This window comes from Microbacterium faecale (genome assembly GCF_014640975.1).
Taxonomy (GTDB): domain Bacteria; phylum Actinomycetota; class Actinomycetes; order Actinomycetales; family Microbacteriaceae; genus Microbacterium; species Microbacterium faecale.
Window position 1 is genome coordinate 2,282,733 of the sequence record NZ_BMHO01000001.1, and the last position, 16,927, is coordinate 2,299,659.

The window sequence follows — 16,927 nt, forward strand, 5'->3', positions numbered from 1 at the left end:
GTCTACGCGGCGAGAAGCTGCTCTTTCACCTGGCGCCGAAGTACCTTCCCGATCATCGACCGCGGGAGCTCCTCCACGACGACGAAGCGACGCGGAGCCTTGTACGGAGTGAGCACGCGCTTGACGAAGGCCCGGGCTTCGGCGGGGTCGAAGTCGTCGGCGGATCCCTCGAGCACGACGGCTGCGACGACCTCCTCGCCGTGCGCGGCGGACGGCAGGCCGACGACGGCGGCGTCGACGATCGCAGGGTGCTGTCGCAGCGCGATCTCCACCTCGGTCGGCGCCACGTTAAACCCGCCGGTGATGATGAGCTCCTTGATGCGGTCGACGACGGCGAAGTAGCCGTCCTCGTCCATCTCGACGATGTCGCCGGTGCGGAACCAGCCGTCGGAGAACACCCGCTCGGTCTCCTCGGGGCGCCCGTAGTACCCGCTGAACACCTGCGGGCCGCGCACCAGCAGCTCCCCCGGCTCGCCCTGCGCGACGTCGATCGTCGGATCATCGGGATCCACCACTCGGCACTCGGTGCCCGGCAGCGGCAGCCCGATCGTGCCAGGTTTGCGCGTGTCCGCGACCGGGTTGACGATCAGTACGGGAGAGCACTCACTGAGGCCGTATCCCTCCACGAGCATGCCGCCCGTCTCCGCTTCCCACGGCACGACGAGCTCGTGGTCGAGTGCCATCGCGCCGGATACGCCGATCTGGGTGCCCTCGAGCGAGACTCCGCGTTCCCGCGCACGGGCGAGCAGGCGTTCGGCGATCGGCGGCACCGCCGGCAGGACGGTCGCCGGGTGCTTCTTCGTGACCTGAAGCACCATGTCGGGGTCAAACTTCGGGAAGAGCACGAGCCGCGCCGCCTGCGACATCGCGTAGGTCAGGCAGAGGGTCAGGCCGTACGCGTGGAACATCGGCAACACGGCGTAGACGACGGTGCCCTCGCCGCGGGACACCGTCGGCGTCCACGCACGCGCCTGCGTCGCATTGGCCAGCAGATTGCGATGCGTCAGCGACGCTCCCTTGGGATCGCCGGTCGTGCCGCTCGTGTACTGGATGACGGCCAGGTCATCGGTCTCGGGCCCGGGTACATCCTGCGGCAGCGGGTCGGACGCGACGGCCTGCTGCCACGGGATCGCGCCGCGCACGCGGGTGGTGAGCTGCGCGCGCTGGGCGCGGAGCTTCGGCACCGGCAGACGCAGCGCCCAGCGCATGTAGGCCGGCATCGCGCGCGTGACGTCGACCGAGATGATCGTCGAGACCGCGAGGTCGGCCGGGAACTCCTGGATCGTCCCCACGACGTTGCTCCACACGATCGCGTGCTTCGCCCCGTGGTCGGCGAATTGCTTGCGCAGCTCGCGCGGTGTGTAGAGCGGGTTGTGCTCGACGACCACCGCGCCGAGTCGCAGGATCGCATAGAACGCCACGATGTGCTGCGGACAGTTCGGCAGCACGAGAGCCACCGGATCCCCCTTCCGCACGCCCTCGGCACGGAGCGTGGCGGCCGCGCGGTCGATCTGCTCGGCGAGCGAAGCGTACGACGTCACGGCGCCGAAGAACTGCAGAGCCGGGGCCGTCGGATATTCGCGCGCGGAATCGGCGACGAGGTCCATGAGCGATCCGCTCATCTCGGGAAGGTCGTGCGGGACCGTCTCAGCGTAGGAACGGATCCATGGGCGCGGCGGGTCGAACTGGTCGGTCACCTCACCATCGTATTCATACGGCGGTCCGCCGAGCGCCACATGGCCTCGGCCGCCCGTCCTTCCCCGTGTCGCAGCGCGTAGACGGCGGCGAGGCGGAGGCGCGTCGCCATCTGATACGCGGGAATCGCGGACCACGTGGCCGCGGTCAGACGCTCGTCGCGCCGCAGCGCCTCTGCGAACGCCGTGCGCACCGTGCGCGCGGTCTCCGGCGCGAGCAGCGACTGTGCCTCGCGCAGCTCGATGTGGACGAGGAGGTTCGCGACGTCGAGGGCGGGGTCCGCGGCCGCGAGCGTGTCGACGTCGATCAGCCCGAGTCGCGGATCCGCGGCGGTCGCGTCGTGCGGGAGCAGGAGCTGTTTGTCGTGCAGGTCGCGGTGCGCGAGCACGCGGGGGCGGTCGCCCAGCGCGTCGAGGGCGTCCTCGACGGCCCGCAGCCTGCGGGAAGGGTCCGCGATCGCGCCGGCCGTCACCGCGGCGTCGACCGCCTTGCGCGTCGCTCTCAGCTCCTCCGCGGGTCCATGCTCGTCGAGTCCCGCGACGGTCATCGTCTGCAGCTCGGCGACGACGCGCGCCGTCTGACGCCAGGCGGCCGCGACGAGGTCGGCCGATGAGGACGGGTCGGCTCCCACCTCCAGCAGCGTCCTGTCTCCCACGCTTCGCTGACGAATCACGGCGAGACCGGCATCGGCCGAGACGATCTCGGGCGTGCGGGCTTCCGTCATTTCCGTCACGTGCAGCGCGCGACTCGCGACGCCAGCGAATCGCTTCGGTCGCACGGCCTTGATGTAGACATCGCCATCCGGCCGCGGCACGCGCACGACCGCGCGGCGACCGCGGCGGTGCACGATGACCTCCGCACCCGGTTCGGTGAGCGTCGGCGCGAGGCCCGGCAGCTCGGGGTCGACGAGCAGCCGTTCCGCGTGAGCGAGGATCCGCTCGACGTGAGCACGCCAGCCCGGTATGCGCAGGCGGAACGGTTCGACAGCCCGCCGCAGCAGGGCCACCGCGACGCGAGGTGCCAGCGCGGCGCGATCGACCCGACCGCCGGCGGCCCGATAGCCCGCGAGGAGCCCGTCGCTTCCGTCTTCATCGTGACGCGCGAGTGCGTCGGCCGCCCAGCACGCGAGGTCGTCGAGCGGGTCGCCGTGATGGGCGCGATCGAGATCGATGATGTGTGCGGTGCCATTCGAGGCTACGACCACCTGGTCCGCGGAGAAGTCGCCGTGCACGAGCGTACGCGTGGGGCGCGGAAGCGCGGCGATTGCCCGGCACGACGCTCGGGCGATGCGCTCGGCCCGTGAGGCAAGGTCCGGCGCGAGGGCGCCGACGGCACGCGCGGCGTCGCTCGCGTCGTCGTACGATGACGCGGCCCGCGACGGCGCCGTGCCCGCGTCGACGGCGTGGAGGCGCGCCAGTGCCCGGCCGGCCTCTGTCGCGGCTCGGGTCCCCGCGTTCTGCCCACGCAGATCGTCGAGAGGGAGGCCCTCGATGAGGGCCGTGGTGACGATCCCGAGCGTCTCGTCGACCGCGACGAGACGAGCCGTCGGCAGGTGCGGCGCGACGCGCTCGTACGCGGCGACGGCGGCCCGGGCGGCGTCGAGCGTGTGCACCTTCACGACGACGCCGTCGGAGTGGCTGATGCCGACCCAGCGACGGCCCGGCTTATAGACGACGGCATCGAGGTCGGGGTGACGCCTCCGAGCTTCTCGGATACCAGGCAGGTGGCGGTCGGCCTCGTCCAGCGCGAGAACCAGCCCGTGCTCGCGGTCGTCGGCGAGGACGAGGTCCGGGCGGCGGCGCAGCTTGTCGAGCTTGTCGTGCGCCGCGACGGGATAGGCCGCCGCGTGCACCGCCCGTGTCTCGCCTCTGCCGTCGGAGACGAAGACGCCAGCGACGGCCGACGTGTGCGGCTTGTAGCGCACGTACGCGACGCGCGCCGCGTCGACTTCGTGCCCCGCCGATCGCAGGAGCGCGCCGATCCGTTCGCCGTCGAGCAGCGTCCCCAAGGCGGCCAGCCGCGTGTCGTTGCGAATGAGTGAGAGGTCGTCGTTCATCGTGGCCCTCCGGCGGCGGCCCGGTCGGCGGATCGATTGAGGATCGACAGGCGCGACGCGTCACGCCCGAGGAGTTCCTCCGGCGTGCCCTGCTCGACGATCCGGCCGCGCTCGAGCACGACGATCCGGTCGCAGCTCAGCGCGTCTTCGAGGTCGTGCGTGACGATCAGCGTCGTCTTGCCGGCGGTCAGCCGATCGAGCGCGTCTGTGACCGTGCCCGCGCTGGTCGCGTCGAGACCGCTCGTCGGTTCGTCGAGAATGACGATCCGGGCGTCGCGGAGAATCGCGCGCGCGATCGCGATCCGCTGGCGCTGGCCGCCCGAGAGCGTATCTCCGCGCTCGCCGACCACCGTGTCGAGTCCGTCCGGCAGGCGCTCAGCGAACTCGGTGACGTCGGCGACGTCGGCGGCCCACGCCACGTGCTCGTCCGTCGCCGTGGGGCGCCCCATCCGAATGTTGTCCCGAACGGTGCCCGCGAACAGCACCGATTCCTGCAGCACGATCGAGGTGGCCGCGCGCACGGAGGACAGCGTGCAGTCGCGGATATCGCGGCCGTCGATCTCGACGACGCCCTCAGAGGGATCCTGTAGCCGGAGCACGAGGCTCGCGAGCGTCGACTTCCCGGATCCGGAATGCCCGACAAGCGCCACCCGCTCCCCCGCCAGCACATCGAGTTCGACGTTCTCGAGGGCGACGGTCTCGTCGTCATAACTCGCCGCGACGCCGCGGAAGCTCACGCGACCCGACGGACGGCCGAGGTCCTGTGTGCCGTCGGTGACCTCCGGGCGTTCCTCAAGCAGAGCGAGCACGCGCTCGCCCGACGCAAGCGCCTTTGCGATACGCCCGGTGTATTTCGCGAGGTCGCGCATCGGCTTGAACGCGCCCTTCAGGTACTGCACGAAGACGACCAGCTCGCCCGGAGTCAGGTGACCGCGTACGACGCTCATGCCGCCGATCAGCAGCACAGCTCCCGTCGCCACGCCGACGAGGACGTCCGTGGTCCGCTCGAGACCCGCGGCGAGCCGTGTCGCTCGCACTCCCTCGCGGAGCTCCTTGCTGTTGGACGATGCGAAGTCGCTCTCCAGCACCGGCTCGAGCGTGTAAGCCTGCACGAGCTTCATCGCGCTGAACGACTCGCTCGCCGCGCCCGCGAGGTCGCCCTCGCGCGCACGCTGTACCCGGGCCGCCCGCGTCACGCGCCGACTCGACACGTGCGAGAACAGCAGGAAGATCGGGAACGCCGCCAGGATCACGAGTCCCAGACGCCAGTCGAGGAACATCATCACGGTGAACATCGCCACGAGGGTGACGCAGTTGCCGATCAGCGGCATGGCCGCGGTGACGGCGACGTCGCGCATCTTGCCGACATCGCTGACGAGGCGGTTGATGAGGTCGCCGGCACGCGAGCCGTTGTGGAAGCGCAACGAGAGTCGCAGCGCGTGCGCGTAGACGCGGCCGCGAACGGTGTTCATCGTGCGGGTTCCGGCGAGTGCGAAGCACACCGTCATGAAATAGGCCGCAAGCGCCCGGATCCCCGCCGCGGCGAGGACGGCCACGGCACACACGGCGAGCAGCACCACGATGCCGGAGTCCGCGGCTGCTCCGGGGGCCACGACGGCATCGATCACGAACTTCAGCGGCCACGGCTCAATGACGCGGACGGCGACCTCGATGAACATCGCCGCGAACCCGCCGACGACGAGCCCGCGATTCGGCCGCAGATGCGGGCGGAGAAAACGCAGGAGGCGGCGCAGAGATCCGGTCTTCTTCGTCATTGCACTGCTCCTTCCGGTACGCGCAGGGCGAGGTCGGCGGCCGCAAAGGATCGCTCGACGACGTCTGTCCACGTACGGTGACGCATCACGTCGGCACGCGCCGCGGATCCGAGCCGCGCACGCTGCGCCGGGTCGGCGGCCAGTGCATCGAGAGCGTCTGCGAGCGCTCGCGGATCTGAGCCGGGAACGAGGATTCCCGTGCGGCCGTGGTCGACGAGTTCGGGGATCTGTCCCACGCGGGAGGCGACGACGGTGACGCCGGCCGCCATGTACTCGAGTACCTTGAGCGGCGAGAAGTAGGTGTCGCCGTGCGCGGGGTACGGCGCGACCGCGACATCGAACTGCGCCAGACGGCCCGGCACGTCGACCGGATCCATGGCGCCGGCGAACTCCACGTCGACGCCCGCCTCGCGCGCCTGCTGGGCGAGGGCATCGCGCTCAGGACCGTCCCCGACGATCACGAGGCGCGTCTCGGGGCGGTCGAGGAGTCGCACGGCGTCAACGAGCGCGTCGGTTCCGTGCCACGGCTTGAGCGTTCCGACGAATCCGACGGTGAACCGCTCCTGCGACCGCGCGACCTCGCGAAACCGCTCCGGATCCACACCGTTCGGCTCGACGTGCACCCTGCTGGCGGGAACGAGGGTGCGCGCCCACGCCGCCACGGCGTCCGAGACGCAGATGACGGCGGTCGCGTCGGCGAGGACAGTGCGCGCCACCTGGTCGGCGACGTCGGCTCGAACGAGCCGGCGGTGCCTCGCCTGTTCAAGCGGCAGCGGGGCGTTGACCTCGAGGATCGACGGCACTCCCGCGGCACGCGCCACCGTCGTGCCGGCGGTGCTGAAGAGCGCATAGCGCTCGTAGACGACGTCGTACCCGCGCACGGCGTGCTTCGCGGCGATCACCGCGGCGAGCTCGGCGTCAGCCGCGATCAGCTTCTCCTCGCGGCGCGCGGCATCGCTGTCCGAGATCCGCTCGGCCGCGTGGACCCGCAACTGCCTCTCGTCGATCGCCGCCGCGAGGGCGGCGGGCGGTTCACCGCCCGTCCGGCGGCAGAACAGGTCGACCTCGTGCCCGGATCGGAGGAGGACCCGCAGGACCTCCTGCACGTGCACCGAGGCGCCCTTCGAACCGAAGACGGGGATCCCCGGGTCGGCGCAGACGTAGGCGATTCTCATCACGCGACCTTCCATTCGTCTTCCTCGCTCGACGTCAGCAGAGCGTCAAGCTGCTCGGCCTGTCGGGCCGATGCGAACTGCCGCTCGACGAGACCGCGGGCGGCCGCCCGGAGGTCGTCGGCGAGGGCGACATCGTCGATCAGCCGCAGGATCGCGTCAGCGAGCGCGGCCGGGTCGTGCTGCGGCACCGTCAGTCCGGTCGTCCTGTCGCGCACCGCCTCGGTGATGCCCGTGACGTCCGTGGAAACGCACGGGGTGCCGAGTGCCATCGCCTCGAGGAGCACGGTGGGCAGACCGTCGGCATTACCGTCGCGGCCGACAACGCACGGCGCGGCGAAAGCCCGCGCGAGGCGCACCTCTTCACGGATGCGTTCCTGCGGCATCGGTCCCGCGAGCGTCACGAGGTCGCCGATACCGTGATGCGCGATCCGGTCGATGAGGCTCCGCTCCTCATCGCCGCCGCCGATGATTCGGCACGTCACGTCGCGTCCGCGCCTGCGCAGTCCGGCGATCGCGTCGACGAGGTCGACGAAGCCCTTCTTCTCCACCAGCCGTCCGACCGCGATGACGTCGACCGCCGCCGGGGCCGGCGCGCCTCTCCGGAACGGGAAGGCGTCGAGGTCGATGCCGTTGTAGACCCGGCAGATCGGCGTCGCGGAGCGCGTGAGGGACGTCAGGAATCGGACGTTGAAGTCCGAGACGGTCACGACGTGGTCGGCGTCGGCGATCTTGCGTGCGACGTCGTCGCGATCGACGGACTCATGGAAGAGGTCCTTCGCGTGCGCCGTGAACGAGTACGGGATGTCGGCGAGGAGCGCGGCGAGGCGTGCGATCGTCGTCGCCATGCTCGCGAAGTGCGCGTGCAGGTGTGTCACGCCGTCGTCGAGAGCGCGGTGAGCGACGTCGATCGCCTGCGCCGCGTCCGACGCATCGGCGCGCAGCAGCTCCGGGAGCGCTCGCGTCCATCCGGGGAGGCTCTGTGCGCCCCCGATCGACTGCCACTGCGATTCGGCACTGCGCACGCGCGGGATGTACGAGACGGGCGCGGCCACATCCGCGAGCATGCCGTGGAAGCGCGGATCCACGGGCGGACGCATCGAATAGATGCGCACGTCGGTTCCCCGGGCCTCTCGCGCGAGGATCTCCGTCACGATAAAGGTCTCCGAGAACCGCGGATACATCTTGAGCACGTATCCGATGCGGTGCGGGTCAGAGGTGCGCATGGGCGACGTCCTTTCGACGAGAAGCGACGAGACCTTCGACCAGCCCAGGGATCCGGCGCAGGCCGTCGAGGTCGACAGAAGCCGGTGTCGGCCGGTCCGCGCGCAGCGTCGACATCCGCAGCCAGGCCGAGATCGCCTCGGGCGAAAGGCTCTCGGGCAGCAGCATGTCGATGAGCCCGGCCTCGCTCATGACGGACGCGCGCACGAGCTGTTCGCGGCGGGGCACGACGCGCGGGATGACGAGCATCGGGGTACGTGCGGCGATCGCCTCGCACACCGTGTTGTATCCGCCCATGCCGACGAGCGCCGCGGCACCAGCGACGAGACCGGCGGCGTCATCGACGGATGCGACCACGCGCATGTCCGTGCGCTGCGCCGCGATCCGCTCGAGGTCTCGCACCTGCTCGGGCGGCATCTGCGGGCCAGCCAGCAGGATCCCGTCGTAGCCGTGCGGGAGCTCGCTGCGCACGAAGGCATCGGCGACGGTGAACCCGTCGGCTCCGCCGCCAAACGCCGCGAGCGCGTAGGGCCACTGCGCCGGGCGACGCCCGGAGGTGCCGCGCCCGTGGGCGAGGTAGCCGGTGTAGACGACGTTCTGCGCGATGTGTCGCGGGATCGGGAGGAGAGCGAGAGGGTCGTGCAGGCGGCGATCGCCGTAGACCCAGATCTGGTGGTACCAGCGAGCGAGCGCATCGCGGGTGCGATCGGCGAGCCACTCCTGTCGCGTCACGAGTGGATCGTCGAGCACGTCTCGAATGCCGAGCACGACCCGCGTCCCGTGCGCGGCGAGCATCTCGAGCGCGGGCTCGAGCTCGCCGCTGAGACCACGCGGGTGTTTGTCGACGATGAGAACGTCCGGGCGGAACGCATCCAACGCGGCCGACAGAATGCCTTCACGCATCCGGCCGAGGTGTCCGCGGTCCAACGACAAATGCCGCGAGGTGTACGTCCCGTCGGCGCTCTTCGCGACGCCGGGCAGCGCTACCACGTCACAGCGGTCGGGCCGGTCGCCCGCGACGACCTCGGGGGCGCTCGTGAGCAGCAGGATGTCCGGGGCCTCCGCTGACCCGGCGAGTGCGTGCGCGAGTGCGAGATTCCGGCGGATGTGTCCGAGTCCAAGAGCGTCGTGCGAATACAGCGCGACACGGGGCGGCCCGGCGTGCGCGGCCCCCGGAACAGGGGCGAGCGGTGCCTCGCGCGTGATCGTCATGAAGTCCTCCCCAGCGGTTCTGCGATGAGATCCACTCTGGGCGCAGGCGATGAGGCGGATGTGACGGTGAGATGAGAGAGCGTTTAGACGGCGTTCATGTTTCTTACAATCGCGAAGGGCGCCCCGCGGAACTCGCTCCGCGGGGCGCCCTTCGGCGAGAGAGGGTCAGGCCTGCTTGTGCTTGACCTGGGTCAGGACGATCGAGCCGGTGTCGGTGAACTCCTGCTGGATCTCCTTGTCGCTGTCAGTATCGGCCTTGAAGGTCGCGATACTCACGACGACGGCCAGCACGAGGTTGATGAGGAAGCCGGGAACAATCTCGTAGAGGTCGAAGATGCCGCCGGAGAGAGCCGTTCCCCAGACGAAGGCCACGACCGCTCCAGAGAGCATGCCGACGATCGCGCCGATGTTCGTCAGCTTGCGCCAGAACAGCGACAGGATGATCAGCGGTCCGAAGGCGGAGCCGAAGCCCGCCCAGGCGAACCCGACGAGCTCGAGGATGGTCGCCTCCGAGTCGAACGCGATCGAGATCGCGATCAGCGCGATCGCGAGAACCGCGAGACGTCCGAGCCAGGCCAGCAGGCGCTCGTTCAGCTTCGTCTTGAAGATCAGCCGCGCGATGTCCTCGATGAGGGCCGACGACGACACGATCATCTGGCTCGACATCGTCGACATGATCGCCGCGAGCACCGCCGAGAGCACGAGGCCCGCGACGAAGGGGTGCATGAGGTTCTGCGAGAGCACCAGCACGACGGTCTCCGCGTCGGGCAGCTCGATGCCGTTGATGCTGAACCAGGCGATGCCGATGAGGCCGGAGGCGACGGCGCCGAGCAGCGACAGGATCATCCATCCCATGCCGATGCGGCGCGCCGTCTTCGCCTCGCCGGGGTTACGGAGCGCCATGAAGCGCACGATGATGTGGGGCTGACCAAAGTAGCCGAGCCCCCACGCCAGCGAGGAGATGATGCCAATCACCGACGCGGCCGTCAGCCCGCCGCCGAACCAGTCGAGGTTCTCGGCGCCGACCGTCGTGATGCCCTCGGCCACGGCCGCGAGGTCGCCGATCGAGACGATCGCGAGCACCGGAATGATGAGGAGCGCAGCGAACATCAGCAGGCCCTGGACGACATCGGTGTAGCTCGCACCGAGGAAGCCTCCGAACAGCGTGTAGAGCAGCGTGACGCCCGCGACGAGGAGCAAACCGGTCGTGTAGTCGCCGTCGAACGCGCTCTGGAAGAACTTGCCGCCGGCGACCATGCCGCTCGAGACATACAGCGTGAAGAAGACGAGGATGATGATGCCGGCCGCGACGCGCAGGATGTTGGTCCTGTCGCGCGTGCGGTTGGACAGGAAGCTCGGCACGGTGATGGAGTTCTTCGCGATCTCCGTGTATGCGCGCAGGCGCGGTGCGACGAGCTTCCAGTTGAGGTAAGCGCCGATCGTGAGTCCGATCGCGAGCCACACCTCGACGAGTCCCGTGGCGTAAAGAGCGCCGGGCAGGCCCATGACGAGCCAGCCGGACATGTCGGAGGCTCCGGCGCTCAGCGCCGCGACAGCGGGCGGGAGATTGCGCCCGCCGAGCATATAGTCTTCGTGGTTCTTCGTTTTCAGCGCGCCGTAGACGCCGATGCCGATCATGGCAACGAAGTAGATCACCAGCGCGATGATGAACCAGGTGTGGTTGGACATGGTGCGTTCAGGAACCCTTCACCCCGGGGCGACCTTGTAGGCGCCCGCGCGCGGAAGTCTCTCCGCGAGGGAAATGGTCGGAGCCGCGGCACTCCCGCGGATTTCCGTAACGATACACAGCATTCTCTCAGAATCGCAAGCATCGCGCCGAAGTGTTATCCGTTCGACGTCTCGCCCTCCAGAGCGCCCGGCCCCTCGGTGACGAGGAGGTGGAACTGTGCCGCGTCGAGGATGCGCAGGCCGAGATCCTCCGCCTTGGTCAGCTTGGACCCGGCGCCCGGCCCTGCCGCGACGAAGTCGGTCTTCTTGGACACGCTCGACGCAGCCTTGCCGCCGGCGGCGATGATCGCTTCTTTGGCCCCGTCGCGCGTGTACCCGTCGAGCGATCCCGTCGCGACGACGGTGAGCCCGCTGAGCACGCCGCCCGCGGTGTCCGCCGCGCCGGGGCCTGGGTGGCCGTCGATGCGGAACGAGACGCCAGCCGCGATCCACCGGTCGACGATGTCGCGATGCCAGTCGAGGTCGAACCAGTCGAGCAGCGACTGCGCGATTGTTTCGCCGACGCCCTCGACCGCGGCGAGCTCATCGATGCTCGCGGCCCGGATCGCATCGAGCGAGCCGAAGTGCTGTGCGAGGGCGCGTGCCGCGACTGGCCCCACGTGGCGGATGTTGAGCGCGACAAGCTGGCGCCACAGCTCCTTCTGCTGGGCGCGCTCGAGCTCGGCGAGCAGCTTCGTCGCCTGCGCCGACGGATGGATGACCTCGTGGTCCTTGCGGATCCCTGCCTTGCGCCGTTCTGCGGGCGTCGCATCCTCCCATCCCGGAGGGTAGGTCTTCTCGACCTTCTGGAACGGGGCGCGGCGGACCGGCCGTCCGTCGTCGTCGGTGCGGTCCTCCCCCGTCTCCGGGTCGGTGACGATGACCTCGATCGGCACGATCTCGTCGAGGGTGAGGTCGAACAGGCCGGCCTCCGTGCGAAGCACGGGGTCGAGCGGGTCGCCGGTCTGGGCCGACCGGGCGGGCTGAGTGAGAGCCGCGGCTGTCACCTCTCCGAGCGCTTCGATGTCGAGCGCTCCGCGGGAGCCGATGTGTTCGACGCGGCCGCGCACCTGCGCGGGACAGTCTTCGCCGTTCGGGCAACGCAGGTCGACGTCGCCCTCCTTCATCGGGCGCAGCTCGGAGCCGCACTCCGGACAGGAGGTCGGCATCACGAAGGCGCGTTCGGAGCCGTCGCGCTTCTCGATCACGGGGCCGAGGACCTCGGGGATCACGTCGCCGGCCTTGCGGAGCACGACCGTGTCGCCGATCAGGACGCCCTTCTCGACGACGACGTCGCGATTGTGCAGGGTCGCCTGCCGCACGACGCTGCCCGCGACGAGTTTCGGCTCCATGACTGCGTACGGCGTCGCACGCCCGGTGCGGCCGACGCCGACGCGGATGTCGAGGAGCGTGGTCTGGACCTCCTCGGGCGGGTATTTGTAGGCGATCGCCCACCGCGGTGCCCTGCTGGTAATGCCGAGTTCGTCATGCAGGGCGAGCTCGTCGACCTTCACGACGATGCCGTCGAGTTCGTGTTCGACCGTGTGCCGGTTCTCGCCGTACTGCTCGACGAACCGCACGACCTCGTCGATCGACGAGTTCACGGTCGAGTGCGGGCTCGTCGGAAGTCCCCATCCCGCAAGCAGGTCGTAGACCTCGCTCTGCGCCGTGACGGGCGGATCCGGCCACGCGCCGATGCCGTGCACGTAGAGACGCAGCCCCTCGAGGCGAGCCTCTCCCGCCTCGCGTTCGAGGCCGGTCTTCTTCTCGAGCTGCTGCCGGAGGCCGCCGCTGGCCGCATTGCGCGGGTTCGCGAATGCCGGGAAACGACGGTCGGCCGCCTGTCGCTGTCGTTCCTCGTCGAACGGCTTCTTGGCGGTGGAGGCACGACGCTCCCAGCGTTCGCGCGCCTCGTCGAACGCGCGCTCGCGGCGCGACGCCTGGCCGGCGTTGAGGGCGTGGAATTCCTCGACGGGGATGAACACTTCGCCGCGCACTTCGACGATGTCGGGATGGCCGTCGCCCGCGAGCTTCTCGGGGATGCCCGTGACGAGGCGTGCGTTGTCGGTGACGAGCTCGCCGATGCGCCCGTCGCCGCGCGTGGCCGCGGAGGTGAGGATACCGCGCTCGTAGCGCAGGCTGATCGCGAGACCGTCGATCTTGAGCTCCGTGAGCCAGCGCACGTCTCGCCCCGCGGCAGCGACGGTCTTCTCACACCACGCGAGGAGCTCGTCCGCGGAGAAGACGTTATCGAGGCTCAGCATGCGCTCGGCGTGTGTGATCGTCTCGAGACCAGTGTTCTCGGCGGATCCGACCGTCTGCGTCGGCGAGTCCTGTGCCCGGAGCACGGGGTGCGCGGTCTCGATCTCCTCGAGCCGGTGCATCCACGCGTCGTACGTCGGGTCGTCGACGCGCGACCGATCGGATCCGTAATACGCCTCGCGCGCGTCATCGATGCGGGCGACGAGATCGGCTGCCTCGGCGCGTGCGTCGTCGAGCGAGAGATCACTGGCCGCGGTAGTCACGCCTCGATCCTACGGCCGAGCACCGACAGATTTCGTGGTCGCGTCGTTACGTACGGCGCCCGCGTGCGTCGATGACAAGGCCGAGGAGAGCAGGCGCACGAACGTGCGTCAATCAACGAGAACGCCGTCAGCGGCGTTACGTACGGCGCCCGCGTGCGTCGATGACAAGGCCGAGGAGAGCAGGCGCACGAACGTGCGTCAATCGACGAGAACGCCGTCAGCGGCGTGCGCGGGGGCCGTACGCGGGGTGCGTCAATCGACGAGAACGCGGTCAGCGGCGTGCGCGGGGGTCGTACGGTCGATGGTGCACTGGCCGAGGACGCGTGTCCCGCGATAGATCACTGCCGTCTGTCCCGTGGCGACACCACTCAGCGGATCCGTCGGCGTGATGACGAGGTTCCCGTCGCGCACGACGGCGATGGCGGGCACGGGGTCGGCGTGGGCGCGGATCTGGACGTCGCAGGCGAACGGCACGTCGGCGTCGCGCGGGGCGGCGCCGGCCCAGCTGAATCGCTCGCCGGAGATCTCGCCGATGAGCAGCGCGTCCTTGGGTCCGACGACGACCTCGTTGGAGACGGGTCGCACCTCGAGGACGAAGCGCGGCTTGCCGTCCGGGGCGGGATGGCCGATCTTGAGGCCCTTGCGCTGCCCGACCGTGAAGGCGTGGGCGCCCTCGTGCGTTCCGAGAACCTCGCCGGAGCGATCGACGATGTCGCCCTCCCGTGCGCCGACCTTCTCGGCCAGGTAGCCGCGGGTGTCGCCGTCGGGAATGAAGCAGATGTCGTAGCTGTCGGGCTTCTTCGCGACGGTGAAGCCGCGCTCGGCGGCTTCGGCCCGGACGAGTTCTTTGGACGGCGTCGTACCGAGCGGGAACATCGTGTGACGCAGCTGGTCGGCATCGAGCACGCCGAGCACGTACGACTGATCCTTGGCCTGTTCGCTGGAGCGATGCAGCTCGAGACCGTCCTCGCCATCGACCAGCGTCGCGTAGTGGCCGGTGCAGATGGCGTCGAAGCCCAGTTCGACGGCGCGCTCGAGCAGCGCAGCGAACTTGATCTTCTCGTTGCACCGCATGCACGGATTGGGAGTGCGGCCAGCGCGGTATTCGGCGAGGAAATCGTCGATGACGTCGTCACGGAACCGCTCCGAGAAGTCCCAGACGTAGAAAGGGATCCCGAGCTTGTCGGATACGCGTCGCGCGTCCATGGCATCTTCGACGGTGCAGCAGCCGCGGCTGCCCGTGCGCAGGGTGCCTCCGGCGCGCGACAGGGCAAGGTGCACGCCGACGACGTCGTGTCCGGCGTCGACCGCACGCGCGGCGGCCACCGCGGAGTCGACGCCTCCGCTCATCGCAGCAAGAACTCGCATATCTCCAGGGTACGCGCCGCCGCGTCAGCGTCGGCTGACGAGCCGCGGATACGCCTCGACGAGCGCGTCGATGAGTTCGTCGAGGTCGGCGGACGACGTATCGCGCCCCATGGAGATCCGCAGCACCTCACGGGCGGCCTGCGCGGAGTAGCCGAGCGCGATGACCACGTGCGAGGGCTCGGCTACTCCGGCCTGGCACGCGGATCCCGTGGAGACGGAGATGCCGCGCTGGTCGAGGAGGAACAGCAGCGATTCCCCTGCCGCTCCGGGCAGGTGCAGATGAATCGTGCCGGGCAGGTGATGCTGCGGATCCCCGAGGACGACGACGTCCGGGAGGCGCGCGTGGATGCGGGCGATCACGTCGGAGCGGAGCGCCTCCTGGCGATGCGCTTCCGCATGGCGTTCGGCGACGGCGAGCTCGGCGGCGCGCGCGAGCGCGACCGCCCCGGCGACGTCCTGCGTGCCGGCGCGGATCCCCCGCTGCTGGCCGCCGCCGTGCAGGAGCGGTGCGATTCCGGCGGTGCGGGCGACGACGAGCGCGCCGGTTCCGGTGGGCGCCCCGATCTTGTGGCCCGACACGCTCATCGCGACGAGACCTGCGCCTGCCGGGGCGTCTGCCCGCCATGCGCCGAAGTCGACCTCGGTGTGTCCGAATGCGGCAACGGCGTCGAGGTGCAGGGGAACACCCTCGACCGCGGCGGCGCGCGCGAGTCCGGCCGCGTCGTTGATCGTGCCGGTCTCGTTTCCTGCCACGAGTGCGGTCGCGAGCGCGGTCCCTTCGCGCGCAACGGCCGCGCGAAACGCGTCGAGAGGGATCCGTCCGGTCGCGGTCAGCGCCACCGCCGTGGCGACCGCACCGTCATTCGCGGCCAACCACTCGACGGTGTCGAGGGTCGCATGATGCTCCCCGTCAGGCAGGACGATCTCGCTCTGGCCCGCCGCGCGTCGACGCCAGAGACCCTGCACGGCGAGACCGACGGATTCGGTGCCGCCGGACGTGAGCACGACTTCGATGGGCTCGCATCCGAGCGCAGACGCGAGTCGCTCTCGCGCGTCCTCGAGCAGACGTCGGGCGTTCTGACCGGCCCCGTGTACCGAGGAGGCGTTGCCGACGCTCTCGTGCGCGCCCAGCCACGCGTCACGTACCTCGACCCGGAGCGGAGTCGTCGCTGCGTGGTCGAGGTACACCATCTGGTCGCTCAGAACAGGAGGTTCGTCAGGCGGGTGCGCGCCGACGTGACGCGCGGGTCGGCCTGGCCCACGAGCTCGAAGATCTCGAGCAGGCGATCCTTCACGCGCGTGCGATCGTCGCCCATGGTTGCGGCGAACACGTCCAGGAGGCGGTCGAAGGCATCCTCGACGTGGCCGCCGGCGACGTCCATGTCGGCGACCGCGAGCTGAGCGTCGAGGTCTTCTGGCCTGTCTGCGGCAGCCTGGCGGGCGGTCTGCAGGTCGAGGCCCTCGATGCGGTGCAGCAGGCGGACCTGCGCCAGGCCGGCCGATGCGTCGGCGTCGCGGGGGTTCTCCTTCAGCGCCCGCTCGTACGCGTCGATCGCCGCGGCGTTGTCGCCACGCTGGATCGCGTCGTATGCCTCCTGGTGCAGCGGCGGCAGCGGCGGCTCCTCGGGTGCGGCCTCGGCGTCCCCCGGGGTCTCATCGACGGGAATCGTGCCGGTGACGCCCTGCTGGGCGGCGACCTCGAGCAGCTGGCCGAAGATCTCGCGGACCTGCTGCTCCGGGACGGCGCCGTTGAACAGGGGCACAGGGCGTCCGCCCACGAGCGCGACCACCATGGGGATCGACTGGGCCTGGAACGCCTGCTGGATCTGCGGGTTCTGATCGACGTCGACCTTGGCCAGCACGACACGGCCGCGCAGCTCTCGCGTGACCTTCTCGATGATGGGGCTGAGCTGCTTGCACGGCTCACACCAATCCGCCCACAGGTCGACGACGACGGGCACCTGCTGCGAGAGCTCCAGCACCTGCGAGAACATCTGGTCGGTGACGTCCATCACCACGTCGAGGGTGCCGGGCGCCTGCTGCCCGGCGGGCGCGGGGGCGCCCTCGGGTGGAGCGGGTCGGCGGTTTCGCAGCGATGACAGGTCGACGGCGCCGCGCAGGGCGGAACCGAGAGAGGCGTCAGACATCGATCACCTTTCGAGAGGGGGTCGG

Annotated in this window: 11 protein-coding genes; all 11 read right to left on the reverse strand. The window is 69.9% G+C overall.

Annotated elements, in window-relative coordinates; all coding sequences use genetic code 11:
* Positions 1-2: 2 nt before the first annotated feature.
* The 11 genes from IEW87_RS10840 to IEW87_RS10890 all read right to left on the reverse strand — a co-directional run bounded on the left by IEW87_RS10840 (position 3) and on the right by IEW87_RS10890 (position 16,902).
* Positions 3-1,697 (reverse strand): long-chain-fatty-acid--CoA ligase, encoded by a 1,695-nt coding sequence (locus tag IEW87_RS10840; RefSeq protein ID WP_188712224.1) that lies wholly within the window; start codon positions 1,695-1,697, stop codon positions 3-5.
* The gene (locus tag IEW87_RS10845) at positions 1,694-3,751 is read right to left on the reverse strand and encodes a phosphotransferase (RefSeq protein WP_188712225.1); all 2,058 of its coding nucleotides are present in this window, start codon (positions 3,749-3,751) and stop codon (positions 1,694-1,696) included. The genes IEW87_RS10840 and IEW87_RS10845 overlap by 4 nt, the downstream gene beginning before the upstream one ends.
* Positions 3,748-5,526 carry an ABC transporter ATP-binding protein gene (locus tag IEW87_RS10850; RefSeq protein ID WP_188712226.1) on the reverse strand — a complete coding sequence of 593 codons (1,779 nt, stop codon included), beginning with the start codon at positions 5,524-5,526 and terminating at the stop codon, positions 3,748-3,750. The genes IEW87_RS10845 and IEW87_RS10850 overlap by 4 nt, the downstream gene beginning before the upstream one ends.
* Positions 5,523-6,701: a glycosyltransferase family 4 protein gene (locus tag IEW87_RS10855; protein ID WP_188712227.1), complete on the reverse strand. Its 1,179-nt coding sequence runs from the start codon at positions 6,699-6,701 to the stop codon at positions 5,523-5,525. The genes IEW87_RS10850 and IEW87_RS10855 overlap by 4 nt, the downstream gene beginning before the upstream one ends.
* Positions 6,701-7,924 carry a glycosyltransferase gene (locus IEW87_RS10860; RefSeq protein ID WP_188712228.1) on the reverse strand — a complete coding sequence of 408 codons (1,224 nt, stop codon included), beginning with the start codon at positions 7,922-7,924 and terminating at the stop codon, positions 6,701-6,703. The genes IEW87_RS10855 and IEW87_RS10860 overlap by 1 nt, the downstream gene beginning before the upstream one ends.
* On the reverse strand, positions 7,911-9,134 hold the full coding sequence (locus tag IEW87_RS10865) for a glycosyltransferase family protein (RefSeq protein WP_188712229.1): 1,224 nt from the start codon (positions 9,132-9,134) through the stop codon (positions 7,911-7,913). The genes IEW87_RS10860 and IEW87_RS10865 overlap by 14 nt, the downstream gene beginning before the upstream one ends.
* Positions 9,135-9,299: 165 nt before the next feature.
* Positions 9,300-10,823, reverse strand: a complete 1,524-nt coding sequence (putP, locus tag IEW87_RS10870) for a sodium/proline symporter PutP (protein WP_188712230.1) — start codon at positions 10,821-10,823, stop codon at positions 9,300-9,302.
* Positions 10,824-10,978: 155 nt separating this feature from the next.
* A complete protein-coding gene (ligA, locus tag IEW87_RS10875; protein WP_188712231.1) occupies positions 10,979-13,387 on the reverse strand; it encodes an NAD-dependent DNA ligase LigA in 2,409 nt (802 codons plus the stop codon).
* A 252-nt stretch (positions 13,388-13,639) separates the two neighbouring features.
* Positions 13,640-14,755, reverse strand: coding sequence for a tRNA 2-thiouridine(34) synthase MnmA (gene mnmA / locus IEW87_RS10880; RefSeq protein ID WP_188712232.1), 1,116 nt, complete (start codon positions 14,753-14,755; stop codon positions 13,640-13,642).
* 24 nt (positions 14,756-14,779) lie between these two features.
* Entirely contained in the window at positions 14,780-15,946 is a 1,167-nt protein-coding gene (locus tag IEW87_RS10885) for a cysteine desulfurase family protein (protein WP_188712233.1), read from the reverse strand.
* 8 nt (positions 15,947-15,954) lie between these two features.
* Positions 15,955-16,902 carry a tetratricopeptide repeat protein gene (locus IEW87_RS10890; RefSeq protein WP_188712234.1) on the reverse strand — a complete coding sequence of 316 codons (948 nt, stop codon included), beginning with the start codon at positions 16,900-16,902 and terminating at the stop codon, positions 15,955-15,957.
* Between the last annotated feature and the right edge of the window lie 25 nt (positions 16,903-16,927).